Annotated in this window: 24 protein-coding genes and 1 tRNA gene; 4 read left to right on the top strand and 21 right to left on the bottom strand. The window is 69.2% G+C overall.

Annotated elements, in window-relative coordinates:
- Window positions 1-2: 2 nt before the first annotated feature.
- The 4 genes from AERO9AM_RS02840 to tyrS form a co-directional block, all read right to left on the bottom strand.
- Window positions 3-806: an amino acid ABC transporter ATP-binding protein gene (locus AERO9AM_RS02840; protein WP_159574800.1), complete on the bottom strand. Its 804-nt coding sequence runs from the start codon at window positions 804-806 to the stop codon at window positions 3-5.
- Entirely contained in the window at window positions 793-1,458 is a 666-nt protein-coding gene (locus AERO9AM_RS02835) for an amino acid ABC transporter permease (protein ID WP_159574799.1), read from the bottom strand. The genes AERO9AM_RS02840 and AERO9AM_RS02835 overlap by 14 nt, the downstream gene beginning before the upstream one ends.
- A gap of 6 nt (window positions 1,459-1,464) precedes the next feature.
- Window positions 1,465-2,289 carry an amino acid ABC transporter substrate-binding protein gene (locus AERO9AM_RS02830; RefSeq protein ID WP_159574798.1) on the bottom strand — a complete coding sequence of 275 codons (825 nt, stop codon included), beginning with the start codon at window positions 2,287-2,289 and terminating at the stop codon, window positions 1,465-1,467.
- A 219-nt stretch (window positions 2,290-2,508) separates the two neighbouring features.
- Window positions 2,509-3,810, bottom strand: coding sequence for a tyrosine--tRNA ligase (gene tyrS, locus AERO9AM_RS02825; protein WP_159574797.1), 1,302 nt, complete (start codon window positions 3,808-3,810; stop codon window positions 2,509-2,511).
- 66 nt (window positions 3,811-3,876) lie between these two features.
- Here tyrS and AERO9AM_RS02820 point away from each other — a divergent pair, with 66 nt between their 5' ends.
- From AERO9AM_RS02820 to AERO9AM_RS02810, 3 genes are all read left to right on the top strand, one after another.
- Complete coding sequence (locus AERO9AM_RS02820; RefSeq protein WP_159574796.1) at window positions 3,877-4,482, top strand: hypothetical protein; 606 nt, start codon at window positions 3,877-3,879, stop codon at window positions 4,480-4,482.
- Between the two features lie 82 nt (window positions 4,483-4,564).
- Window positions 4,565-5,284 (top strand): YcnI family copper-binding membrane protein, encoded by a 720-nt coding sequence (locus AERO9AM_RS02815; protein ID WP_159574795.1) that lies wholly within the window; start codon window positions 4,565-4,567, stop codon window positions 5,282-5,284.
- The gene (locus AERO9AM_RS02810) at window positions 5,281-5,859 is read left to right on the top strand and encodes a copper resistance CopC family protein (protein WP_159574794.1); all 579 of its coding nucleotides are present in this window, start codon (window positions 5,281-5,283) and stop codon (window positions 5,857-5,859) included. The genes AERO9AM_RS02815 and AERO9AM_RS02810 overlap by 4 nt, the downstream gene beginning before the upstream one ends.
- 180 nt (window positions 5,860-6,039) lie before the next feature.
- Here AERO9AM_RS02810 and AERO9AM_RS02805 read toward each other — a convergent pair whose 3' ends face one another.
- The 3 genes from AERO9AM_RS02805 to AERO9AM_RS02795 all read right to left on the bottom strand — a co-directional run bounded on the left by AERO9AM_RS02805 (window position 6,040) and on the right by AERO9AM_RS02795 (window position 8,914).
- Window positions 6,040-6,261 (bottom strand): hypothetical protein, encoded by a 222-nt coding sequence (locus AERO9AM_RS02805; RefSeq protein ID WP_159574793.1) that lies wholly within the window; start codon window positions 6,259-6,261, stop codon window positions 6,040-6,042.
- A 123-nt stretch (window positions 6,262-6,384) separates the two neighbouring features.
- A complete protein-coding gene (locus AERO9AM_RS02800) occupies window positions 6,385-7,200 on the bottom strand; it encodes a hypothetical protein (protein ID WP_159574792.1) in 816 nt (271 codons plus the stop codon).
- Window positions 7,201-7,441: 241 nt separating this feature from the next.
- The gene (locus AERO9AM_RS02795) at window positions 7,442-8,914 is read right to left on the bottom strand and encodes an APC family permease (protein ID WP_236602455.1); all 1,473 of its coding nucleotides are present in this window, start codon (window positions 8,912-8,914) and stop codon (window positions 7,442-7,444) included.
- A 255-nt stretch (window positions 8,915-9,169) separates the two neighbouring features.
- Here AERO9AM_RS02795 and AERO9AM_RS02790 point away from each other — a divergent pair, with 255 nt between their 5' ends.
- Window positions 9,170-9,721 carry a hypothetical protein gene (locus tag AERO9AM_RS02790; RefSeq protein ID WP_159574791.1) on the top strand — a complete coding sequence of 184 codons (552 nt, stop codon included), beginning with the start codon at window positions 9,170-9,172 and terminating at the stop codon, window positions 9,719-9,721.
- Window positions 9,722-9,813: 92 nt separating this feature from the next.
- Here the strand turns inward: AERO9AM_RS02790 and AERO9AM_RS02785 are convergent, their stop codons facing one another.
- The 14 genes from AERO9AM_RS02785 to AERO9AM_RS02720 form a co-directional block, all read right to left on the bottom strand.
- The gene (locus AERO9AM_RS02785) at window positions 9,814-10,602 is read right to left on the bottom strand and encodes a CPBP family intramembrane glutamic endopeptidase (RefSeq protein WP_159574790.1); all 789 of its coding nucleotides are present in this window, start codon (window positions 10,600-10,602) and stop codon (window positions 9,814-9,816) included.
- A 31-nt stretch (window positions 10,603-10,633) separates the two neighbouring features.
- Window positions 10,634-10,969: a LysE family transporter gene (locus AERO9AM_RS02780; protein ID WP_159574789.1), complete on the bottom strand. Its 336-nt coding sequence runs from the start codon at window positions 10,967-10,969 to the stop codon at window positions 10,634-10,636.
- 77 nt (window positions 10,970-11,046) lie between these two features.
- Window positions 11,047-12,252: a multiple monosaccharide ABC transporter permease gene (gene mmsB / locus AERO9AM_RS02775; protein ID WP_201298567.1), complete on the bottom strand. Its 1,206-nt coding sequence runs from the start codon at window positions 12,250-12,252 to the stop codon at window positions 11,047-11,049.
- Complete coding sequence (gene mmsA / locus AERO9AM_RS02770; protein WP_159574788.1) at window positions 12,249-13,790, bottom strand: multiple monosaccharide ABC transporter ATP-binding protein; 1,542 nt, start codon at window positions 13,788-13,790, stop codon at window positions 12,249-12,251. Before mmsA ends, mmsB begins: the two co-directional genes overlap by 4 nt.
- Window positions 13,791-13,860: 70 nt before the next feature.
- Window positions 13,861-14,982 (bottom strand): multiple monosaccharide ABC transporter substrate-binding protein, encoded by a 1,122-nt coding sequence (gene chvE, locus AERO9AM_RS02765; RefSeq protein ID WP_201298566.1) that lies wholly within the window; start codon window positions 14,980-14,982, stop codon window positions 13,861-13,863.
- 362 nt (window positions 14,983-15,344) lie between these two features.
- A complete protein-coding gene (locus AERO9AM_RS02760; RefSeq protein ID WP_236602454.1) occupies window positions 15,345-16,391 on the bottom strand; it encodes a LacI family DNA-binding transcriptional regulator in 1,047 nt (348 codons plus the stop codon).
- A 120-nt stretch (window positions 16,392-16,511) separates the two neighbouring features.
- Complete coding sequence (locus AERO9AM_RS02755; protein ID WP_159574787.1) at window positions 16,512-18,449, bottom strand: potassium transporter Kup; 1,938 nt, start codon at window positions 18,447-18,449, stop codon at window positions 16,512-16,514.
- A 222-nt stretch (window positions 18,450-18,671) separates the two neighbouring features.
- Complete coding sequence (locus AERO9AM_RS02750; RefSeq protein WP_159574786.1) at window positions 18,672-21,512, bottom strand: immune inhibitor A domain-containing protein; 2,841 nt, start codon at window positions 21,510-21,512, stop codon at window positions 18,672-18,674.
- Window positions 21,513-21,738: 226 nt separating this feature from the next.
- Window positions 21,739-22,041, bottom strand: a complete 303-nt coding sequence (locus tag AERO9AM_RS02745) for a DUF2188 domain-containing protein (protein WP_159574785.1) — start codon at window positions 22,039-22,041, stop codon at window positions 21,739-21,741.
- On the bottom strand, window positions 22,041-22,376 hold the full coding sequence (locus tag AERO9AM_RS02740) for a sugar ABC transporter ATPase (RefSeq protein WP_159574784.1): 336 nt from the start codon (window positions 22,374-22,376) through the stop codon (window positions 22,041-22,043). Before AERO9AM_RS02740 ends, AERO9AM_RS02745 begins: the two co-directional genes overlap by 1 nt.
- Before the next feature lie 221 nt (window positions 22,377-22,597).
- Window positions 22,598-23,098 (bottom strand): hypothetical protein, encoded by a 501-nt coding sequence (locus AERO9AM_RS02735; protein ID WP_159574783.1) that lies wholly within the window; start codon window positions 23,096-23,098, stop codon window positions 22,598-22,600.
- Window positions 23,099-23,248: 150 nt separating this feature from the next.
- A complete protein-coding gene (locus tag AERO9AM_RS02730; RefSeq protein WP_159574782.1) occupies window positions 23,249-24,061 on the bottom strand; it encodes a sugar nucleotide-binding protein in 813 nt (270 codons plus the stop codon).
- Between the two features lie 117 nt (window positions 24,062-24,178).
- Window positions 24,179-24,269 (bottom strand) — tRNA-Ser (locus AERO9AM_RS02725).
- A gap of 67 nt (window positions 24,270-24,336) precedes the next feature.
- Entirely contained in the window at window positions 24,337-24,768 is a 432-nt protein-coding gene (locus AERO9AM_RS02720; RefSeq protein WP_159574781.1) for a pyridoxamine 5'-phosphate oxidase family protein, read from the bottom strand.
- Window positions 24,769-24,779: the final 11 nt, after the last annotated feature.

Raw genomic sequence — 24,779 nt, 5'->3', positions numbered from 1 at the left:
CGTCACTCGAACGGTCGGAGGATCCGATCCAGGAAGCGCCGGGTGCGCTCGTGCACCGGCGCGGTGAAGACCTGCGATGGAACGCCTCGCTCCACGACGACCCCGCCGTCCATGAACAGGATCTCGTCGGCAACCTGCCGCGCGAAGGCGAGCTCGTGCGTGACGATGACCATCGTCCATCCTTCGGCGACGAGCTCCGAGATGACGCTGAGCACCTCGCCGACGAGCTCGGGATCCAGGGCGCTGGTCGGCTCGTCGAAAAGCAGAAGGTCCGGCTTCAACGCTAACGCGCGTACGATCCCCACGCGCTGCTGCTGGCCTCCGGACAGCTGGAACGGGTAGGCGTCGCGCTTGTCGGCGAGGCCCACACGGTCGAGCAGGGCCAGGGCCTCCTCCTGCGCGCGCTGCTTCGGCACGCGCTGCACCTGCACCGGGCCTTCCATCACGTTCTGCAGCACGGTCATGTGCGGGAACAGATTGTGGTGCTGGAAGACCATGGCGGACCGATCGCGCAGCTTGCGCCGCGACCGGTCCGCGGAGCGCCGATCGCCGAGGTTCGCGAAGTCGACGACCGGACCGCCGTCGAAGGCGAGCACCCCCGCATCGGGGGTCTCCAGCCCGTTCAGCGACCGCAGCACCGTCGTCTTGCCCGAGCCGCTCGGCCCGATGAGCGCCACGACCTCGCCGCGCCGCACCTCCAGGTCGAAGCCCTTGAGCACCTCGTGGGCGCCGAACGCCTTCGTCAGACCCGTCGCACGCAGCAGCGGCGCGGATGCGTAAGGCGTGGGTGCATCAATGGGCGACATAGCGATCCAGCCTCTTCTCCACGATCCCCTGCGCGCCAGAGAGCACGAGGCAGAACACCCAGTACACGAGTGCCGCCTCCAGGTACAGCAGCATGACCTCCTGGGTGGCCGCGGAGATGCGCTGAGCGACGCGGAACAGCTCGGTGACCAGGATCAGCGACGCCAGCGAGGTGTCCTTGACGAGCGAGATGAACGTGTTGGACAGCGGCGGCACCGAGACGCGCGCCGCCTGCGGAAGGATGATCCGGCGCAGGGTCTGCCCGCGCGACATTCCGATCGTGTAGCCGGCCTCCCACTGCCCGGCCGGCACGGAGAGGATCGCGGCGCGGATGATCTCCGCCGCATAGCCGCCGACGTTGAGCGAGAAGGCGGCGATCGCGGAAGGCCACGGGTCGATGACGATCCCGACGGCGCCGAGGCCGTAGAAGATCACGAAGAGCTGCACCAGCAGCGGCGTGCCCCGGATCACCGACACGTAGCCGCGGGCGATGGCGGCGAGGGGGCGCGACGCGGACAGGCGCATCAACGCGATGATCAGCGCGATCACCAGGCCGATCGCGAAGGAGGCGAGGGCCAGCGGAATCGTTCCGCTGATCCCGCCCCACACGATCGGCCAGAGCGAGTCCAGGAAGAGGTGCAGCCCGTCGGGCATGGCGTGCTACTTCGAGACGTCTTCGCCGAAGTACTTCTTGCCGAGCTTGGCGAGAGTCCCGTCGGACGCGAGCTTCGCCAGCGCCTTGTCGACCGCCTTCACGAGCGCTTCCTTCTTCTTCGTGAACGCGAAGGCGCTCTGCGCCGGATCCGTCTCCGCGGCCACGGCCAGCTTCGCGTCCGGGTGCTGCTTCACGTAGTCGAGGTAGGTGAGCTTGTCGTTGACCGTCGCCTGCACGCGGCCCTGCTCGAGGAGCGCGACGGCCTGCGCCCAGCCCTCCACGGCCTCGACGTTGGCGCCTGCGTCCTGGGCGAGCTTGTAGAAGTTGCTCGTCAGCGACTGCGCGGTGGTCTTGCCTTTGAGGTCCGCGAAGCTCTTGATCGAGGTGTCGCCCTTCTTCACGACCACGACGCTCGGCGAGACCGTGTAGGGCGTGGAGAACAGGTACTTCGCCTGGCGCTCGGGGTTGATCGAGACCTGGTTGCCGATGACGTCGAAGCGGCCGGCCTCGAGACCGGCGAAGATGCCGTCCCACTGCGTCTCCTGGAACTCGACCTTGAGGCCGAGCTCCTTCCCGACCGCGCGCGCGACGTCGACGTCGTAGCCCACGAGCTCGCCGGCTCCGCCGTTCTCGTGATAGGTGAACGGGCTGTAGGTGCCCTCCGTGGCGACGGTGAGAGTGCCGGGCTTGACGAGCCCGTAGGACGCGCTGTCTCCCGCGGCGGTCTCGGACGGCTTCGAGGACGCGCCTCCGGAGCAGGCGGCCAGCGTGACGACGAGGGCGGACGCGGCGAGGCCGACGGCGATCCGGGCGAAGCGACGGTGGGACATGGAGGACTCCGTTCAGAGTGGACGTGCATGCGGGATTCGGGCTCCCGCATGTCCGAGTGGATCATGCCATGCCGGAGCCCGCGAACTGCGTTTCGCCGTGTGTCGCAGGCAGACGGCCGCAGGTCGCGATCCGGGCGCTTCGACGGGCTCAGCGACCGGAGGGTTCGGATCCGGGCGCTTCGACGGGGCTTGGCGACCGGGGGGGCCTGGGTCCGGCGGTCAGGCGGGGAGCAGCCCCGCGAGGGTCTTCTTGCCGCGGCGCAGCACCGAGACGCCGCCGGGCAGGCCCAGCGGCACCGTCGCCTCGTCGGACTCCACCCGCTCGCCGTCGACGGAGACGCCGCCCTGCGCGATGGCACGACGCGCCTCCGAGGCGCTGGAGACGAGGCCGGTCGCGACGAGCGCGTCGACCACCGAGGATCCGGCGGCGACGGCCGCGTTCGGCAGCTCCTCCAGCGCGGTGCGCAGCGTCGCGGCGTCGAGCGCGGACAGGTCGCCCTGCCCGAACAGCGCCTCCGACGCCGCGATCACGGCGGAGGCCGCCTCGATGCCGTGCACGGTGGCGACGACCTCGAGCGCGAGGCGCTTCTGCGCGGCGCGGCGGAACGGCTCCGCCTCGACCAGCGCCGCGTACTCCTCGATCTCGGCGCGGGTGAGGAACGTGAAGACCTTGAGCCGGTCGACCACGTCGGCGTCCGCCGTGCCGAGCCAGAACTGGTACATCCGGTACGGGCTGCACATCTCGGCGTCGAGCCAGATCGCGTTGCCCTCGCTCTTGCCGAACTTGGTGCCGTCGCTGTTCGTGATCAGCGGCGTTCCGATCGCGTGCACGGACACTCCCTCGACGCGGTGGATGAGGTCCGTGCCGCTGGTGAGGTTGCCCCACTGGTCGGATCCGCCCGTCTGCAGCACGCAGCCGTATTGGCGGTACAGCTCGAGGAAGTCCAGGCCCTGGAGGATCTGGTAGCTGAACTCCGTGTAGCTGATGCCCGCCTCGGAGTTCAGCCGCGCCGCGACCGCGTCCTTCTTCAGCATCGTGCCGACGCGGTAGTGCTTGCCGATCTCGCGGAGGAAGTCGATCGCGGAAAGCGGCGCCGTCCAGTCGAGGTTGTTCACGATCCGGGCGGCGTTCTCGCCCTCGAAGCTGAGGTAGCGCTCCACCTGGGCGCGCAGACGTCCGACCCACTCCTGGACCGTCTCTCGGGTGTTCAGCGTGCGCTCAGCGGTGGGCCGCGGGTCGCCGATCAGGCCGGTGGAGCCGCCGACGAGACCGAGCGGCTTGTGCCCCGCGAGCTGGATGCGGCGCAGGGTCAGCAGCTGCACGAGGTTGCCCAGATGCAGGCTCGGTGCGGTCGGGTCGAAGCCGCAGTAATACGTGATCGCGGGTCCTGCGAGAAGGGCGCGCAGCGCCTCCGGATCCGTGGACACGTGGACGAGTCCGCGCCAGACCAGTTCGTCCCACACGTTCTCGAAGGTGGGGTCGATGGCCGGTGCCGCGGTCGTCAGGGATGGGTTCGACACCGGATCAGGGTATCAGCGCGGATAGGCCCGCTCGGCCCGCCGGAAGCGTCCGGCTAGGCTGGAGGCGTGTTGGGAACGCGCGCGGGTCGCACGGTCCGGGGCCTCATCGCCGCCCTGGTCGCGACGTTCGTGGCCGCCGTCTCGCACTCCACGGCCGACGGGGTTCCCGCACCGCTGATCGGGATCCTGCTGGCGCTGCTATTCGCCGCTCCGGTGTGCATCGCGCTGGCCGGCCGGCGGCTGAGCTGGATCCGCCTGTCGATCGCCGTCGGGCTGAGCCAGGTCGCCTTCCATGGTCTGCTGCTGATCGGCGTCGGGTCCGGATCGGGATCCGTCACGCCGGGAATCGGTGCGCACCTCCACGGCACGGAACTCGCGGGAGCCCTCGGCTCGACCGCGGTGGACGCGGGCCATGCCCTGCACCTGCAGCCGGCGATGTGGGTCGCGCACGCGATCGCCGCGGTTCTCACCGTGCTGGCGCTGGGCCGCGGCGAGCACGCGCTGCGCGCGCTCCTCGCGCTCACCGGCTGGAATCTCGTCGCACGGCTGCTCACCGCGTCGCCGACGCCCGCGCACCGCGTCCCCTCCGCACGGGGCGTCGTCGTCCCGGTGCTGCGATCGCACCACGTGCTGACCGTCGTGTCGAGGAGGGGTCCGCCGCTCGCGGCGTGAACTCCCCTCCTCCCGCACCGCGCACGGGCGCCGTTCTCCGCGCCCCGGTGCACCCACACGACCTTAGAAAGACACTCGAACCATGCGCAACACCCCTCTCTCCCGCGTGCTCGCGGGACTCGCCGCCGGCTCTCTCCTCGCTCTCGCGGCGCCGCTCGCCGCATCCGCCCACGTGACCGCGACGCCGAACCAGGCAGAGGCCGGATCCTGGACGTACGTCACCTTCCGGGTGCCGAACGAGTCGGCCACCGCGAGCACGGTCAAGCTCGACATCCACCTGCCGGCCGACACCCCGTTCACGAGCGTCAGTTACCAGCCCACCGCGGGCTGGACCGGCACCGCGACGAAGACCGCTCTCGCGAAGCCGGTGAAGGTCGAGGGCAACACCATCACCGAGGCCACGACCGAGGTCAGCTTCACCGCCGACGCGGGCGGCGGGGTCGCACCCGGCCAGTTCCAGACGTTCACGCTGTCGCTCGGCCCGGTACCGGACACCGGGCACATCGTGATCCCGGCGACGCAGACCTACTCCGACGGCAAGGTGGTCGAGTGGTCGGCCACCCCCGAGCAGGTGAAGAAGGACGACACCCTCGAGCCCGCCCCTGTTCTGTGGGTGAACGACGCTCCCCCGGCCGACCACCACGGCGGCGCCGCCGCGACCGCCGCTCCGCACCCGGCGGCGACGGCCGGCGACACCCAGGGCGGGCTTGCCCTGGGCCTGAGCATCGCCGCGCTCGTGGTCGCGGCCGGCGGTGCGCTGCTCGGCGGCTTCGCCCTGGGACGCCGGAAGGCCGGCGCATGAGAGCGCGACACCGGCTCTCGGCGTTCGCGGCGGCTCTCGGGGTCGGGGCGGTCCTCGCGACGGCCGGGGCCGCGGCGGCGAGCGCGCACGACACCCTCGACGGCACGACTCCCGCCCAGGGGTCGACCGTGACGGCTCTCTCGGCGGTGTCGCTCACGTTCAGCGCCGACCCGCTCGGCACCGACGGAGCGGCCGTGATCCAGGTGATCGGCCCGGACAAGAGGTACTACGAGACGGCGTGCCCGGATCTGAACGGTCCCGTGGTGTCGTCCCCGGTCGCCCTGGGCTCCGCGGGCAGCTATGAGGTGCTGTGGCGCGTGGTGTCGTCGGACGGGCACCCGATCTCGGGCAGCTACACGTTCTCGTACGCCCCGGGCGGCTCGGCGACTCCGGCGGCCGCCGGATCCGCGAAGCCGGTCTGCGGCCCCGCCGCCACCGCCGAGACCGAGGCTCCCACGGCTGGCGCGTCGGCGGATGCGGGCCTGTGGGTCGGGCTTGGAATCGGCGCCGTCGTGCTCGTGGGCGTCGGTGCGGGCGCATGGGCGCTCGCCCGCGGGCGCAAGAGCGAGGGCTGAGTCCCCGCGCGATGCCACGGGCGCCCTTCGTCCCGCGGAGCGGCCCCTGAGCGAGCCGAAAGCGAGACGAAGGGCGCCCAGGGCAGGCGGGGCGGAGGGCGCTGTGGTCGTCGCGGGGCGGGCGCCGACGCCCACGGGATCCGATGCGACGGCCTCCGGAACGGGTGCGACGGAGCGAGTTCAGCCCAGCGAGCGCAGCCGCGCGTCGAGTTCGGCGAGGCGCTCCGGCTCGATGGATCCGAGCCGGGCGGCGCCGTCGGACAGGGTGATGCCCCGCGCAAGGAACACCAGCGAATGGTTCGAGACACCGGGCACGAGCTCGTCGAGCACGGCGCGCGCCTGCGGATCGTCGAGGATCTCGCCGAGCGTGCTTTCCAGCGAGAACCGGGGCTTCTCGGTCATGACTCCTCCTGCGGGCGTTCGAAGGGAGCGGGCGCGAGAGAGCACGCCCGCCTCCGACAAGGATCCCGCCCGACATGTTCGCCTGGCAACCGGATGCGGATCTGCGGCATTGCCGGGGCGCACTCAGGCCGTGGTGTGCGTCGCCCACCAGAGCAGGAGCGCTCCGCCGAGCGCGACCACCCAGCTGACGAGGCTGCCCACGAGGAAGTACTCTGCGCGACCGCCGTTCGCGCCGTCGCGGGAGATCTCCGGGAAACGCACGATGCCCTTCGCCGCCAGCATCGCCGCGAGCAGCGGGTACGCGGTGAAGAGCGTCAGCAGCAGCACGATCACGCGCTCGAGCGGCCCGATCAGCCGGCCGCCGCGGAACCCCGTATCGGCCGTCGGCACATGCAGCGACGGCGTCGGCGCCGTCGGGATGCCCGGGTCGAGGGCGGGCGCCGGGACCAGCCCGTGCACGGCCTCCGCCGGCGGCCCTTGTCCCGGCTCCACATCGGCGGGCAGCTCCGCCTTCTCGCTGACCAGAGCGGCGCGCACGATGACATTCCCCGTCTCCAGCAGCACCGCGAACACGCCCACCGCCAGCACGGCGAGATCGAACCCGACCCGGCCGATCGGCGTCGGAAGCGGTGCGCCGGAGAGAAGCCCTGCCGATGCGCGCCGGGGAAGGAGCGCGACCCCTGCCACTGCGACCAGCGCAAGCACCACGGCCGGCCAGAACGACAGCCGCGGACGCCCTTCGAGAGGCAGCAGCCACGCCCAGACGGCGGCCATCACGATGCCCACCGCGGCGTACACGTAGGCACCGCCGAGCGCCCCCACGACGAGCAGCAGGACGGCAGCGATCCCGGCTCCGACCCAGAACGCGCGGCCACGCAGGAACCCGCGCAGCACGTCCGTCAGTCCGACGGCGAGAAGCACGAACCCCGCGAGGATCATGCGCGCCTCCCTGCCGCCGAGGGCCAGGGCGCGCTGGTCCGACCGTTCATCTGCATGGCGCCATCCTCCCCCGTTGCCCCGACAATCGCGAGCGTCCCACCCGGCTCGTCGCCAGCCGGGCCGGGGGCGGCGCCGCCCGGACCGATCTGCGGCCGTCCTCCCGCGGCGCACGACCGGCGCCCGCGGAGACGACAGGACCGGGGCAGGCGCGCGCCCACCCCGGTCCCGATCCCGTCCTGCGTCAGGCGGAGAAGTCCTCCGGCACCTCCAGCGGGCGCCGCGAGAAGTACGCATCCTTCGCCTTGCGGTAGAACAGGGCGAGCGGCACGATGCCGATCGCGATGAGGCCGAGGCCGAGGATGTTCACGACGGGCTCGTTGTTCGGGATCGCCGCGAAGAAGATGTACAGCATGAACACGGCACCCGCGAACGGCCACAGGCCGATAAGCAGGAAGTTCTTCACGGACCGGAAGATCACCTTGCGGAAGCCGATGATCAGGGCGAAGCCCGCGAGCGAGTAGTAGAACGCGATCTGCAGGCCGATCGACGAGATCGCCCAGCCGAGGATCTGGCCCACGCTGTCGCCGAAGATGTTCGCGAGCACGAACAGCAGCAGCGAGACGACCACGACCACCAGGGTCGCGAAGACGGGCGTCTTCCACCTGCGGTTGATCCGTCCGAACGCGAACGGGATGGTGCGGTCGCGTCCCATCGCGAACAGGGTGCGGCTCACCTGCACGAGCGTGGTCTCCAGCGTCGCGATCGTGGAAAGCGCCACGGCGACGATGAGGATCTTGCCGCCGATGCCCGGCATGATGGCGTCGCCGAGCACGCTCAGCACGTTGCCGCTGTTCTCCTCGATCGTCTTGCCCGGGAGCATGACGAGGGTCGTGGTCGTGTAGATCTCGAACAGGATGAACACGATGACGATGCCGATGATGCCGGCGAGTCCCGTGGTCTTGTGCGCGTTCTTGGTCTCCTCGCCGAGGTTGGCCGTGACGTCCCAGCCCCAGTAGTAGAAAGCTGCGATCAGGGCCGCCGCGACGAAGACGCCCGCGCCGGTGAGGTGACCGAAGCCGAACCAGTCCCAGGAGAAGGCCTCGCCGTGGTGGTACGTGGTGATCGCGCGCGGGATCGCGATGATCGCGAACACCACGAGGATCCCGACCTCGATGATCGACATGATCCACTGCGCGCGCTCCGTGGTGTGTACGCCGAAGATCACTGCGGCCGCCATCACCAAGAACCACAGGGCTCCCACGACCGTGACGAGCAGCGTGTTCTCGTTGGCGACCTTGTCTCCGGCGAACAGCGCGACCGTCATCTGGCCGGCCGGGAGGGCCCCCGCCACCATGAAGATCGTGGCCGAGATCACGACCGCCCAGCCGGCGAGGAAGCCGAGAATCGGGTGGAGCCCGCGTGCCACCCAGGAGAACGACGCGCCTGCGTGCGTGTCGACCCTGGCGAGGTATCCGAAGGCGAAGGCGATGCCGAGCATTGGGATGCCGCACCACAGCAGTGCGGCCGGAGCGCCGACACCGGCGGCTCCGATCAGAAGGGCCGTGCTGGCCGCGATGGAATAGGCGGGCGCGCTGCCCGCCACGGCCATCAGCGCCGAACCGGCCTTGGACACTCCGCCGGCCTGCAGCGCGTGCTCCTGGTAGTCGATCGCACGCTGCAGAGACGTGTCCGTCTCGAGTGGATTCCGGGTCACTCTATGTCCCCTGTCTCATCGTCGGGTGTGGGGGATGACAGAGGGACGTTAGCACCCCGGGCATCCTTGCACCTAGAGGATCAGATCTCGATTTCGCGGATGTTCCCTGAAGCTATGCACCCGCTGAGAGTTTCGCGCTTTCGCGGAGGATTCCGGAACGAATCGAACGAAGCGCACCCGGATCCGTGGCGATTCCCCTGAAACGGTACGATATGCGCACGCCCCACGGCTGCGCTGAGACGGTACGGTTCAGGGGTGAAGTCCGACGAACGGTGGAGCCTGTCTGTCAGCGCTCCGCCACGGCCGATGCTCGATGAAGATGCGATCGATAGTCACCGGCTGCCGGACGGAGCCGGATTTCCACCATCGTATGTCTCGTTCGTGCGCTCCTTCGGCTGGGGCAGACTGTTTGGCCTCTGGCTGATCTACACGCCGGTCCTCCAGGGATTCGGCGACGGAGTGGTGGCCCGAGGCGGGCGTCTGACGGCGAGCCTGCATGAGGACTTCGATGACGGTCGCGCTCAGGGATACGGGTGGAAGATCGAGCCGGACGGGTCGTGGGAGCTCGCGCGACGGCTGGTGATCTTTGCGATGAGCGAGAACGGCGACTACCTTGCCTGGGACACCGGCGGACGTGACCAAGATGGCGAGCTGCCGATCTACCACACGGCTCGGTTCAACTCGCTGACCTACGCGGGTCGTGATCTGCATGCCGCCCTCGAGTGGCTTCGAGGACGCGATGGTGAGTCGAACGCTCGCTCCATCGATTTTGAGCCCCTTGCTCCCGCGGCACTGCATCATTCCTGAGCGCGGCCGGGGGCCCGTGCACCACGGATGACGTCGTCTCGAAGCCGGTCCCCACGTCGGCCTGGCGAGACTCCCCGTGTCATCTCCTCTCTCTAGCCCTGCTCGCGGTGGCGGCCGCGGCGCACGGCGAGTGCGGTCAGGGTGACGCCCCAGAGGACCTCGAAGATCATCACGGCGCTCTGGTACCAGACGGGAGCCGCCCCCGGCGAGAGCACTTGCGTCCAGTCCCCGAGCCCGTGCAGGAGCGCGAGGGGCCAGACCGATCCGACCAGAAGGCGGGCTCCGGCGAAGCAGACGCCGAAGGTCGTCGCGCTGAGCACCTGCCACCAGGTCTCGTCGACGCTCTTGCCGAAGAACAGGCCGTTTCCGAGGTGCCAGAGACCGAACACCACAGCAGTGACGATCATTCCGCTCCAGGGCCATCGCGGACCCAGGGCGCCGAGCGCGAATCCCCGCGCGGCCGTCTCTTCGGAGATCCCGACCGCCAGCATCATGGCCGCGACGCCGATGAGGGTCCCCGCAGATCCCGCGATCCCCGGGATGCCCTGCCGGCCGATCCAGATGTAGGAAAGCTGGACGGCCAGAACGGGAGCGAGCCAGCCCAGTGCGGCGAGGTGTCCACCGCTCCAGCCCGCGATCCGCCGCAACGGCGCCGTTCCCCACCAGCCGGCGCGATGCACGAGCGCTGCGGCAAGCCAGGCCGCAGCGAGGCTGAGGCCGTTCGTGAGGGTCGCGCCGAGCTGCGGGAACCAGCCTGGTCGCAGCGCGGGCATCGGCAGTGACCCGAACGTGTATGTCGTCACCCACCAGGCGATCATCACGAGAAGCGCACCGCTCCAGGTCCGCACCCCGGAGGTGCCGATCGGTGTGCCTCTGGTCACCACGCGCGCAACGATACCCCGGCGCGGTGCCTCAGCGGACGTCGACGGCCAGGCGTGCGCCGAACAGCATCAGGACGCCGCCGGTGATGCGGTCCATCCAGCGGATCACACGGGCGGAACGCAGCCGCGGCGCCAGCCGGTCCGCGCCGAAGATGAGCGCACCGAGCCAGGCGGCGCCGAGCGCGCAGTGCACGAGCGCGAGCAGCAGCCCCAGCGTGCCGACCTGGATCCCGAGCAGCGCGGCGACGCCGTACGGGCGTCCGCGCGTCACCGTGCCTCGGACCACCAGCGCCGTGTCGAGACCCGGGATGATCGTGAGCAGACCCACGACGAGCGCGAACGAGAGCAGTGCCTGGCCGAGGGTCATAGGACGACCGTAGCGCCTGCGCACGCACGCGCCCGGCCCCGGTCCGCCGACGGCGACCGGGGCCGGGCGCGATCGGTTCAACGGCCGGAGCGGCGCTTGTTGAACACGTCGAACGCGACGGCGGCGAGCAGCACCAGGCCCTTGATGAGCGCCTGGAACTCGGTGCCGACGCCGAGGATCGACATGCCGTTGTTCAGGATGCCGATGATCAGACCGCCGATGATCGCGCCGGTGATCTTGCCGATGCCGCCGGTGACCGCCGCACCGCCGATGAACACGGCCGCGATGGCGTCGAGCTCGAACCCGTCGCCGTTGCGGGGGCTGGCGAGGTTCAGCTGCGAGGTGAACACGAGCCCCGCGAGCGCGGACAGCACGCCCATGTTGACGAACAGGGTGAAGGTCACCCGCTGGGTCTTCACACCCGACAGGCTCGCCGCGAGCGGGTTGCCGCCGATCGCGTAGATGTGCCGGCCCCATACGCTGCGGGCCATGATCGCCGAGTACACGACGGTCAGCACGCCGAGGATCACCAGGGCGATCGGGGTGCCGTTGTAGCTGGCGAGCAGGTAGGCGACGAGCGCGATGAGCAGGCTGGTGAACGCGAGCTTCGCGATGAACCACCACAGCGGCTCGTCCTCGACGGCGAACTTGCGGCGGGTCATGCGCCCGCGGATCCCGAAGCCGATCATCCCGAGCACGACGAGCACCGCAAGGATGACCGTGAGCGGCTCGACCACCGTCTGCCCGCCGCCGAGATCCGGGAGGAACCCGGCGCCGATCGCCCGGAACCCGTCGGGGAAGGGGGAGATCGCCGTGTTCTGCAGTGTGATCTCGGTGAGCCCGCGGAAGGTGAGCATGCCCGCGAGCGTGACGATGAACGCCGGGATCTTGAAGTAGGCGATCCAGAAGCCCTGCCAGGCTCCGATCAGCGCGCCCAGCACGAGGCACAGCACGACGGCGACCGGCCAGGGCACGCCCATCTTGGTGATCAGCACGCCCGCGGCCGCGCCGATGAACGCCACCACGGATCCGACCGACAGGTCGATGTGGCCGGCGATGATCACCATCACCATGCCGATCGCGAGGATCAGGATGTAGCTGTTCTGGATGATCAGGTTCGACACGTTGATCGGGGCGAGGGTGATCCCGCCGGTCGTGATCTGGAAGAAGATCACGATCACGATGAGCGCGATGAACAGCCCGATCTGACGCAGCTGGCTGGTGAGGAACTCGAACGCGCCGCGCATCGAGTTCGTCGTCGGGGTGATGGATGAGCCGCTCATGCGGAGCCCACCTCCTTCTCCTGGGTCATGTAACGCATGAGGTTCTCGGCCGTCGCCTCCGCTCGCGGAACGTCCGCGGTGATGCGCCCCTCGGCCAGGGTGTAGATGCGGTCGCAGAGACCGATCAGCTCGGGAAGCTCGCTGGAGATGACGATGACGCCCTTGCCCTCGCTCGCGAGCTTGTTGATGATGCCGTAGATCTCGTACTTCGCCCCCACGTCGATGCCGCGGGTGGGCTCGTCGAGGATGAGCACGTCGGGGGACGTGTTCATCCACTTCGAGAGCACGACCTTCTGCTGATTGCCGCCGGAGAGCTTGCCGACGATCGCTTCGACCGAGCTGGTCTTGATGTTCATGCTCTTCCGGTACGACTCCGCGACGATGCGCTCCCGGCTCTCGTTGACCCATCCGATCTTCGCGATCCGGTCGAGGGCGGCGACGGTGATGTTCCGCTCGACGTCGTCGATGAGGTTCAGCCCGTATCGCTTGCGGTCCTCGGTGGCGTAGGCGATGCCGTGCCCGATGGCCTCGGAGACGGTCTTCGTGGAGATCTCGGATCCGCGCTTGTAGACCCTGCCGGAGATGTTCACGCCGTAGCTGCGCCCGAACACGCTCATCGCGAGCTCGGTGCGCCCCGCGCCCATGATCCCGGCGATGCCGACGATCTCCCCCTCGCGCACGAAGAGGTTCGCGCCGTCCACGACCTTGCGCTCATGATCGAGCGGGTGGTGCACCGTCCAGTCCTCGATCCGCAGCAGCTCGCCGCCGATCTTCGGCGTGCGGTCCGGGAACCGGCTGGCCAGATCGCGGCCGACCATGCCCCGGATGATCCGGTCCTCGCTGACGTCGTCCGTGCGCATCTCGAGGGTCTCGATGTTGCGGCCGTCGCGGATGACGGTGACCTCGTCGGCGATCGCACGGATCTCGTTGAGCTTGTGGCTGATGATGATCGAGGTGATGCCCTCGTCGCGCAGGCTCCGGATGAGCTCGAGCATGTGCGCCGAGTCGTCGTCGTTGAGCGCCGCGGTGGGCTCGTCCAGGATCAGCAGCCGCACGCTCTTGGAGAGCGCCTTCGCGATCTCCACCAGCTGCTGCTTGCCCACCCCGATGTCCGCGATCTTCGTCGCCGGGTTCTCGTCCAATCCGACGCTGCGCAGCAGCCGCGCCGCCTCCTGGTTGGTGGAGTTCCAGTCGATCCAGCCGCGGGACTGGCGCTCGTTGCCGAGGAAGATGTTCTCCGCGATCGACAGGTACGGGCTCAGGGCCAGCTCCTGATGGATGATCACGATTCCGGCATGCTCGGACTCGTTGATGCTCTTGAACGCGACCGGCTCGCCGTCCAGCAGGATCTCTCCTTCGTAGGATCCGTGCGGGTAGACGCCCGAGAGCACCTTCATCAGCGTGGACTTCCCGGCCCCGTTCTCGCCGCAGATCGCGTGCACGTGGCCGCGCTGCACGGTGATCGACACGTCCTGCAGCGCCTTCACGCCCGGGAACGTCTTGGTGATCCCGCGCATCTCGAGGATGTTGTCGCTCATCTCGCTCTCCTTTCGTCAGAGGAGGGTGGCTGCGGGAGCGTCCGCAGCCACCCTGTGTCGAGGGAGTGCCTTACTTGAGCTGGTCCTCGGTGTAGTAGCCGGTGTCGATGACGGCTTCCTTGTAGTTGTCCTTCGTGACGACCACGGGCTGGAACAGGAACGTCGGCACGACCTTTGTCTTGTTGTCGTAGGACTTGGTGTCGTTGACCTCCGGCTTCTTGCCGTTGAGCAGGTCGTCGGTCATCTTCACGGCCTCGCCCGCGAGCTTGCGGGTGTCCTTGTAGATGGTCGAGTACTGCTGTCCCGCGATGATCGACTTCACCGACGGGATCTCCGCGTCCTGGCCCGTGATGATCGGGAGCTTGTCGGTGGCGTAGCCGGCGCCGGTGAGGGCCGAGATGATGCCGATCGAGAGGCCGTCGTACGGCGAGAGCACGCCGTTCACCGTCTGCCCGTTCGAGTAGGTCGAGGCGATGAGGTCCTGCATGCGCTTCTTGGCGACGTCGGCCTGCCAGCCCTGCGTGGCGACCTGCGTGAAGCCGGTCTGGCCGCTGCCCACCTTCAGCACGCCCTTGTCGAGGTAGGGCTTGAGCGTGTCCATCGCGCCGTTGAAGAAGAACGTGGCGTTGTTGTCGTCCGGGCTGCCGGCGAACAGCTCGATGTTGAACGGCCCCGCCGCGCCGGTGTCCTTGCCGCTCTTGTCCAGCACGCCCAGGCCCTCCAGGAGGCTCGTCGCCTGCTGCACGCCGACCTTGTAGTTGTCGAACGTCGTGTAGTAGTCGACGTTCTTGTTGCCGTTGATGAGTCGGTCGTAGGCGATGACCTTGACGCCCTTGGACGCGGCCTGGTCGAGCTGGCTGGACAGCGCCGTCCCGTCCACCGAGGCGATGACGAGCACCTTCGCTCCCTTGGTGAGCATGTTGGAGATCTGCTGCACCTGGGTGGGGATGTCGTCGTCGGCGTACTCGAGGTCGACCTTGTAGCCGAGCTTCTCGAGCCCTTCCTTGACGGCGTCGCCGTCGTGGATCCAGCGGGTGGAGGTCTTCGTCGGCATGGCGACGCCGACGAGCGCGCCCTTGTTGGCACCGGGCTCGGCGGTCGAGGATCCGCCTCCGCGGGTGCCCGCGCACGCGGTCACGGTCAGGGCGAGGGCCACGGCAGCGGCGCCGAGAGCCAGTCGGGAGAACTTCATGTGATTCCTTTCGTCGAACGCGCCGCCGTGGCGCGCTCAGGACAGCAGCGGGCGCGCCGATGGCACGATCGGGTCGCCCGTTCCGGGCCCTCGCCCCGAGGACGCGGGGCGCGGGTGAGGGTGGCGCGCGCATCGCTGCGCCCGCCGGTTCGTGGTGCTGTTCGCGGGAGGCCGGTGGCCGCCGACCTCCTGCTCGGTGACGAGGAGGATCGGAATCCGACCTCTTCGTCGCCCGCGGCTGTGACCGATCACACCCGCACGAGCGATCTTCTGGCGAACCGGTCACATTTGTCAAGAGCCGGATCCGAGATGACACATCCGCGAGTTCCGCTCGCGAGCCTGCGCCCGATCCCGGGAAGCAATCAGAACGCGCGCGGAGCCGCCGTAGACGAGCGCACGATCAGCTGCGGGACCAGGGGTTCCTGCGCCAACTCCTCGCCCTGCAGCTGAGCGAGCAGCATGCGGATCGTGCGCCGCCCGAGCTCGCCGAAGTCCTGTCGCACGGTCGTCAGCGGCGGGAAGAAGTGCGCGGCGTCGGGGATGTCGTCGAACCCGACGACGCTGATGTCCTCGGGCACGCGCACGCCGAGCTCGCGGCACGCGTGCAGGAAACCGAGGGCCATCGAGTCGTTGCCCGCGAAGACCGCGGTGAAGTCCGGCATGCGCAGCAGGCTCCGCCCCGCCTCGTAGCCGAACTGCGACGTCCAGTCCCCCAGCAACGGCGCGCGCACGCGCAGGTCCCTGGCGTCGAGCTCGCGCAGATAGCCGACCATGCGCGCCTCCGCCTCGGTCCAGTCCTGCGGGCCGGCGAGATGCACGATGAACTCGTGCCCGAGGTCGGCGAGGTGTCCCACGGCGGCCCTGGCGCCGGCGATCTGATCCATCGCCATCGAGTGCCGCTCCCCGCTCGGACCGAGGGCCACGATGGGGACGTCCACGCTCATGTCGCCTACTTCGGTGAGCACCTGCTGCTGCGGCGCGATCACGATGATCGCCTCGACGGCGTGGCTGAGCAGATCGTCGATGCTCGCACGCACGGCCGTCGGGTCGCTCGAGCGCAGGTTCGCGATGGAAAGCCGGTAGCCCGCGTCACGGGCCGCGAACTCGATCGCGGTGATGGCCGTGGCCGGGCCGTACAGCACGCTCTGCGCCGTGAGCACGCCGATCGTGCGCGAACGGTTCGTCGACAGCGCCCGCGCGACGGGGTTGGGGCGGTAGCCGAGGCGGTCGATCACCGACTGCACGTGCTCGCGGGTCGTCTCGCGGATCCGGTCGCTCCCGTTCAGCACCCGCGAGACGGTCTGGTACGAGACCCCGGCCTCGCGCGCCACGTCCCGGATGTTCAGGGCGCGAGGCGGCTCGCTGTCCACAGCCACGCGCACCTCCGTCCGCATCTCGGTCGAGCTCATCGATTCAAGCTCATTATGGGGGAGGCTGCGCGCGCCCCGGGCGGCGCCGCCGCTCTCGCGGCTCTCGGGTGCGCGGTCGACGCGCGCCGCACCCGAGCGGATCCGCTCTCCTCGCGGCTCCTACAGCTCGATCTGCGAGCCCATCACGATCACGCGGTCGCGCGGCAGCCCGAAGTGGTCGCTCGCGTCGGTGGTGATGTGCGATGCCGCGAGGAACAGGCGCTTCCGCCACCGCGCCATGCCGCCTCTGCGGCCCTCGCGCAGCTCGATCTTGGACAGGAAGTAGGTGGCGTTGTCGAGATCCAGCCATCCCTGCGTCTTGTGCGGAGGGATCGTGCGCAGAGCACGCGGGATGTCCGGGTTCTCGGCGTAGCCGAACCTCGTCGAGATGTAGAGGATCCCATCGGTAGGATCCCCGAGATCGTCGACCGTGCAGCGCTTCGACTGCGGCACCCGGGGGATGTTCTGGATGTCCACGGACAGGATGATCACCCGGGCGTGACGCACGTGGTTGTGCTCGACGTTGGCGCGCAGCGCGAGCGGCGTCGTGGTTCCGCCCGGGTTGAGGAAGATCGCGGTGCCGGGCACGCGGTCGATGAGGTCCGGGTGCGTGCGCAGGTTGCTCACGAACTCCGTCAGCGAACCCTCCGCCTCGGTGCGACGCGCGGTGATCAGCGCGCGTCCGCGCTGCCACGTCGTCATGACGATGAAGGCGGCGAGGCCGATCGCCAGCGGCAGCCAGGCGCCGTGCACGAACTTGGTGGCGTTGGCGGCGAGGAACAGCAGGTCGATCGCGAGCAATCCCCCCGCACCGATCGCGAGGATCCATCCCGGCGTCTTCCAGCGTCGCCGGGCGAGATAGAAGAACAGCAGGGTGGTGATCGTGATCGTGCCGATGACCGCCATCCCGTAGGCGAAGGCGAGCGACGCGGAGCTGCGGAAGACGAACACCAGGGTGATCACCGACACCATGAGCAGCCAGTTGATCCAGGGCACGTAGATCTGGCCGTGCGTCTCGGACGAGGTGTGCGTCACCCGCAGCCGCGGCAGATACCCCAGCCCCGACGCCTGCGCCGCGACCGAGAACGCACCGGAGATCACCGCCTGCGACGCGATCACGGTCGCCGCCGTGGCCAGGACGACCAGGGCGATGCGGCTCCACTCGGGCGCGAGCAGGAAGAACGGCGCCGACATGTTCGCCTTGTCCTCCAGGAGCAGCGCGCCCTGCCCGAGGTACGTCAGCGCGAGCGCCGGGAACACGAGGAACAGCCACCCGATCGAGATCGGCTTGCGACCGAAGTGGCCCATGTCCGCGTAGAGCGCCTCGGCGCCGGTGACCGAGAGGACCACCGCGGCGAGCGCGAAGAAGGCGATGTGGAAATGGCTGATCATGAAGCTGATCGCATAGGTCGGCAGCAGCGCGAGCAGGATCCGGGGATCGTGCAGGATGCCGCCGATACCCAGCACGCCGACGACCACGAACCAGAACGCCATGATCGGCCCGAAGAGCCGGCCGACCACGGAGCTTCCGAGCTTCTGGATGAGGAAGAGGATCAGGAGGATCGTGGCCGTGATCGGGACCACCCACTCGTCGAGATCGGGATTGATCGTCTTCAGACCCTCGACCGCGGAGAGCACGGAGATCGCCGGGGTGATCATGCTGTCGCCGAGGAACAGCGCGGCTCCCAGCACGGCGAGACCCGACAGGATCGCGACCGTGCGGGTGCGGCCCTTCGGGGCCCAGCGGCGCAGCAGCGTGAGCAGGGCCATGATGCCGCCCTCGCCGTCGTTGTCCATCCGCATCGCCAGCAGCACGTAGGTGACCGTGACGATGAGGATCACCGACCACACGATGAGCGAGACGACTCCGTAGAGGTTGTCCGTCGTGAGCGGGACCGGGTGCGGGTCGTCCGGGTTGAACACGGTCTGGAGCGCGTAGATCGGGCTCGTGCCGATGTCCCCGAACACCACCCCGAGGGCGCCGATCACGAGCGCGATCCGGAGCGGGCTGCGAGTCGCGGCGGGAGCCTTCTTGTCGATCACTGCCTGGCTGTTCACAGACGAAGCCTAGGGCCCGGATCCGCGCGGACAGGCGCTCCTCACGGAATCCTCACGCGGTGCGCTGCGCATCTCCTCACGCGATCCTGACGCGCACGGTCGGGCCTGACGCGCGCGGTCGGGCCTGACACGCATGGCCGGGCCTGACGCGCACGGCCGGGCGCGGAACGCCGAAGCGCCGGCCTCCGACCAGAGTCGGAAGGCCGGCGCTCCGGTTCCCGATCAGCCCTTGCGGGGCGCGGTCACCTCGATGAGGGCCGCCGTGTTGTTCTGCAGCGACTTCTTCACGGTGATGACCGTGCCGAAGCCGACGCCGGCGTCGGCGGGGTTGCCGGTGCCGAGGGTGGTGAACCCGAGGTCCAGCCCGTACACGTCGGTCGCCGGGGTGCCGTCGGGGTTCACGACGCGCGTCGTGTACGGCGCGTTGCCGACCGAGGGCACGACGGTGGAGGCGTCGCGCAGGCGGTTGAACAGCTGACCGTCGCGCAGCTCGAGCCCGGCCACCCAGCCCTTGTCGTCGGTGAACGAGCTCACCGGCGCCTGGGCGGCGACGTCCGTGCAGTACTCGGTGAAGGAGGCATCGGCGATGCACTCCCGGAACGGGTACGTCGGCGTCAGGCCGAACGCGGCGTTGGACGTCTGCGCGCGGCTCGGCAGGTTGTGCAGCGTGGTGCCGTCGTGCGCCGCCGCGTCACCGGTGCGGCGCAGCGGGTCGAAGTGGCTGTCCACGAGGAGCAGTCCGCCCTTGGCGCCGTAACTGGGCAGGCTGGTCAGGTTGGCCGTGACCTGGTTCGAGCTGCCGTACGTGGTGTCGCGGTACCAGATCAGCGCGCCCGGGGCGTTGTAGGCCTGCTTCTCGACCTTCCAGCCGTCGTCGCTGTACACGCTGTTGTAGGCGTACTTGAGGCCGTTGTCGAAGCCGTCGAAGTTTCGCCACTCGACCAGGTAGTACTGCGCCTTGACCTGGGTGCCGCTGTCGCGGATCCAGCCGGCTCCGCTGGTGTCGGTCCAGGTGCCGTCCTGCGCCGTCCAGCCGTTGTCGCCGCCTTCCACGTCGTCGCTCCACACGACCGCGCCGGAGCCGTCGGCCAGGGCGAAGTCGTCGGAGAACCAGCCGCGCTCCTCGAAGGCGGCGTCGGTCGCCTGGCGCAGGCGGATCTGGATGCTCTGACCCTGGTACGCCGACAGGTCGACGTGGTCGTGACGCCAGCCGCCCGAGGATCCGGTCAGCCCGTACTTCTTGCCGCCGAAGTCGGCCATGCGTCCGTTCGGGTCGCTGTAGCCGTCATCCGTGGAGACCAGGGCGCCCGACTCGTCGTAGACCTTCTGCTCGGTCCAGGTGGATCCGCCGTCGGTCGAGACCTCGACGAAGCCGTAGTCCCAGTCCTCCTCGATGACGTAGTTGTTCCACATCGAGAAGGTCGCGCCGGCCGGCACACTGTCGATCGTGCGGGTCAGCGTGGTGTCCGCCCAGCTCTGATCCGCGCTGGAGTACCACATCTCGGATCCGCTGTGCGGCTCGGCGAGCGTGATCACCTTGTCCGGCAGGTTGACCTTGATGCCGTCCTGCGTCCCCTTCGCGGGACGCGAGGTCTGACCGACCTTGATGGTCTGGGTGTCGTCGCCGGGGTTCACGACCTTCGGGTCGACCCAGCCGAGCACCCACTTGTCCCAGATGCCCATGTGCGTGGGCTGGGACTGGAAGATCGGGCCGGAGTGCGAGCCGGAGCTCATCAGATCCCAGAAGTCGACGTCGGAGTTGCCGACGTTCGAGGTGTCGTACAGGTCGGGCAGGCCGAGGTCGTGGCCGTACTCGTGCGCGAACACGCCGACGCCGGAGTTCTCCGGCTGGACGATGTAGTTCTGCAGCTTCAGGTCGGTGCCGGGGATCGGCGCGCCGCCCGCGACATCGGACGAGTGCGCCCAGATCGCGTAGGTGCCCTCCTTGCCGCCGCCGCCGGACTTGTCTGCACCGGCGTGCACCAGCACCACGTGGTCGATGATGCCGTCGGGCTCGTTGACGTCGCCGTCGCCGTCCTGGTCGCCCTGGTCCTCGATGTCGTAGTCGGCCCACGGGAAGGACGGGTCGGCCTGGGCGAGCGCCGCGACGGCGTCGATCGGCAGCTGGCCGGGGCCGAGCGGGTTGTCCGGGTGGCCCTGCATGTCCTGCATCGGGCCGGCCTCGTACTCGCCCGTCTCGGGGTTGAGGTGGCAGACGGTCGCGCCGTAGTACGCCTCGGAGTGCGGCACCTGCACCCACGCCGTCGCCTCGCCGGTGACGGTGTACGCGCCGCGCGACATCTCCTCGTACATGTTCTTCATGGTGTTGCCGGAGATGTCGAACCCTGGCTTGCCGTCGACACCCGTGAGATCGGTGCGCACGCGCTGCGTGACGCCCTCCTTCGAGAAGAGCATCTTGTTGTAGAAGTCGCTCGAGAAGTCCGGCACCCACATCGTGTTGTTGTCCTTGTGGGCGGCCGTCGCAGGATCCGGGATGTTGTTGTGGAGAGTCGGGCCCTGCACGTCGCCGGGCTTGCAGTCCGTGGCGCCGAACGAGGTCGGCACCTGCAGATCCGAGAAGTCCTCGGTGCCGTTGAACTCGACCAGGATGGTCAGCAGCTTCGCCTGCTGCGTGCTCTTGGACTGCTTGAGGTTCTTCGGGCTCTTGCCCGTCTTCACCGCCTTCGCCTCGGTCTTCGCGAGCTGCCGCGCCGCGACCGGGTTGCCCTGGGCGTGCTTCTCGTCGTTCTGCTTGGCGCGCTCGAAGGCTGCGCCGCTGACCGCGCTGCGGACGTTGCCGTTCGCATCCGCGACGGCCTCGTCGTCGCTGGCGTCGTTGATGCCCTCCACGTCGGGCGCGACGTAATTGATGTACTGGTCGGAGTGACCGGAGCCGCGGGCTTCGGAACTCGCGGCCGTGCTCGTCGCAGGGCTCGATGGCGTGCTCGACGACGCGGCGACAGCCGGGACGGCCCCGAAAGTCGCCACCCCCGCCGCAGCAAGCACGAACGCCGATGTCGTCGCTGCGACACGTCGTCGTGCGCGGGCGCTCTTCTCTGACATTGATTCTCCCTCCAGGCATCACCGCGGGGGTTTCCCGCGACAGTGCGGATGTCATGCACCGGTCAGGCGCACAAGACTCAGGATTACCGTGAAACCCCTATGCAGGGGAACAGAATCGCCTGAGAAAGTGAAAGTTCTGTCGCGTACGGCACAGGAGCCGTGACGCGAGAACGCCATCCGGATCGTGTCCGGATGGCGTTCTCATCGCACCTCGATGGGCGAGGCTTCAGTCCTGCCGCGGGGAGCCGTTCCCGTCCGGCGCGTCGCGCGTCTGCTCGAGCGGTTCCTCGGTCGGGACGGCGTCATCGACGACCGCCACGTCCTCGTCGGGGGCGCCGCCGTCGACGATGGTGCCGGTCGGCTCGCTGTCGAGGAGCACGTGCTCGAGACCGCGGTCGGCGGCCAGCGCGCGCCCCTCCTCAACGGCCTCATCGCGACTGCTGTAGCTCGTCGAGAGCTCGGGGGCGCCCTCGACCTCGTTGACCCACTGGCCGTTCTTGGACCGGGTCACCACCCGCCGCCCCGCCATCATTGGTCCTCGGGCGCGAGGTCGCCGTCGCCGTCCTCGCCGAGCTCGGCGATGAGCGGGTCGTCGCCCTGGCTCTCGGGCTGCAGCCCGCTCCTCGGCTGATCCTCCGCCGGCACATCGTCATCCGGCGCAGGGATCTCATCGGGGTCCGCTCCGGTCGCCGTCGCCGGATCCAGGTCGTCGTCCCCGACGCCGGCGTCCTGCGCGTTCGTCCGCTCCCACTCCGCCTCAGCGGGATCGTCGCGGGGATCCGCCTCGGCCGTGGCGTCGCGGTCGCGCAGCGGCCGCACCGCGTCCGCGCTGTTCCCCGTCGGTGTCTCCGGTGTCGATGCCATGTCCCGAGCCTCCTCCTCAGCGATCTGCGGCCCGTGCGGCCGCGTCCTCGCGTGCCGCCAGTGTGACGCCGGGAAGGTCCCGGCCGCAGGGGCTTGATACCGCACCGCCACATCGCTATCGTCCCGGCGTCGCGGCGTCTGGCTCTGCCCGGGACGAGCAAGGGGCACCGCTCCGGGAATCCGGTGCGGTGCCCCTGCGGAGCTTCGGCGTGCGGCGGGGCTCAGCCCTTGGCGCAGACGTCCTGCAGCTTCTTGGCCTGGTCCATCAGCTTCGTGCTGGCGTCCTGGACCTTCGTCGAGACGTCCTTCATCTTGTTCTGCGCCTCGGTCAGCTTGTCCATCGTGGCCGGGTCGGTCGCGTCGAGGTTCTTCAGGTCGGGCATCTCGAAGCCGTCGAAGACCGTGACGAAGTTCTTGTACTCGGCGGAGAACGCCTCGAGGGGCTTCTTGACGGACTCGTTCGTGATCTTCTTGTCCGCGGCGTCGAGGCCTTCGAGGACCGGGGCGAACAGCCCGGCGAAGTCGACCTTCTCCCCCGCGGTCGCCTTCTGCATCGCCGAATTGACGTCGCTCGAGATGCTCGAGGTGGCCTTGTTCATCTCCGTGTTCGCGACCTTGCACGCGTCGGCGACGCTCTGCCCGCCGGAGCAGGCGGTCATCGTCGCGGTCAGGACGATCGCTGCGGCCACGCCGCCGATCCGGGTCAGGGTTGCCTTGTTCATCTGAGCTCTCCGGTCTCTCCATGGAAAAGGCTGCCGGTCCGGGAGGGCGCGACAGCCGTGATTGCTCTTCCACCCTATTCCGAGCAGATCCATAGATTCCGCCGCGCAGAGGGGATCCTTCCCGATTGTGATCGCACCGAGATATCGCAGCTACGCCCCGTTCACCAGCAGTTCGGCGTAGCCCTCCCGGAACGACGGGTAGCCGAGCGCGCCGACGACCGCGGACATCAGTGCACCGTCGAGCACGATGCCGCCGTGGCTCTCCGGCTCGACGCGCGGCGGCTTCTCGACGCCGAGCCGGTCGGCGACGAACGCCACGACCTCGCCCATCGGCACCGGTGCGCGGTCGACCGCGTGGACGAGCGCCGGCGGATCCTCGGCGCGGAGCATCGCGTCGAGGAGCCGGACGAGGTCGTGTTCGTGGATGCGGTTCGTGCGGCGGGAGTAGTCGACGGGCGCGCCGCTGCGAACCCGGCGGATCACCGAGTCCCGGCCCAGGCCGTAGATGCCGGCCGGGCGGACGATGTGCGCGCTCAGCAGCTGCGCCGCGAGCTCTTCGCCGTGCAGCAGCGCTCGCGCGCGGGGGCCGACCGGAGCGGGCGCGTCCGATTCGGTCAGCGGCCGAGGCCCCGGTCGCCCCTCGAACACCCTGGTCGATGAGACGAACACCACGCGCGAGGGCGGCGAGGGCAGCGCTTCGGCGAGGTGGGTGAGCGCCGTCGCATAGAGGTCTTCGGCGCCGTCCGCACCCGGGGGCAGGGTGATGACGACGGAGTCGCAGTCGGGCAGGGCCCGCGGCGGGGCGAGCCGCAGATCCGCGGCGATCGGCACGAAGCCGGCGGGCAGCGCGTCCGGTGAGCGCCGGATCGCGAGGACGTCGTGACCGTCGGCGAGTAGCCCTTCGCCGAGCCGGATCCCGAGCTTCCCGCAGCCGACGAGCAGTGTGCGCCCAGGCGATCTCACGGCGCGCGCGGAGCCCTTCGCGTCCACGTGCACTCCGCTCTTTCCCGCCTGCGGCGCGGTCCGGTCGCCCCGACTCGCGCAGATACGAAGAAACCCCCGATCGCTCGGGGGTTCCTCTGGCGGTGACGGTGGGATTTGAACCCACGGTAGGGGGTTACCCTACACAACTTTTCGAGAGTTGCACCTTCGGCCGCTCGGACACGTCACCGCGGACAAGCTTACGCGACGCCGGGATCGATCGCGAATCGAGCGGATCCGGTCGGGCGCGTCGTGGATCAGTCGGCCCGCACGCGGAAGCGCCGCCCCATGACCTCGCGCGGATCGATCCGGATGTAGTTGTACTTCGCCGTGGGGTTGGCGCTGACGAGGTCATGCACGCCCGAGGCGACGATCTCGTCGTCGGTGTCGAGCCGCACGGCCGTGCCGCGGATGACGACGCTCCACGCGATGCCGTCCGCGATCGCATCCACCTCGAAGGCCACCCGGGCATCGCGCGCCATGTCGACGAGCTTCGCCCCAGGAGCCGAGCGCAGATAGATCCGCTCGTCGTGCACCAGGTAGTTGATCGGGAAGATGTCCGGCGCTCCGTCCTTGCCCAGCACCGCCAGACGCCCCACGGTCTGGGAGGAGAGCGCCGCCCAGCACTCCTGGAGCCGCAGTCCCTCGACCTCCGCGGAGAGCGGCCGGCCGATCGGATCCTCGTTCATGTCCCTCGTCC

The sequence above is a fragment of the Microbacterium sp. 8M genome, assembly GCF_902506375.1.
In the GTDB taxonomy this organism is placed as follows: domain Bacteria; phylum Actinomycetota; class Actinomycetes; order Actinomycetales; family Microbacteriaceae; genus Microbacterium.
Note: the sequence above shows the minus strand (reverse complement) of the source record. Positions and strands in the feature narration are given on the sequence as shown.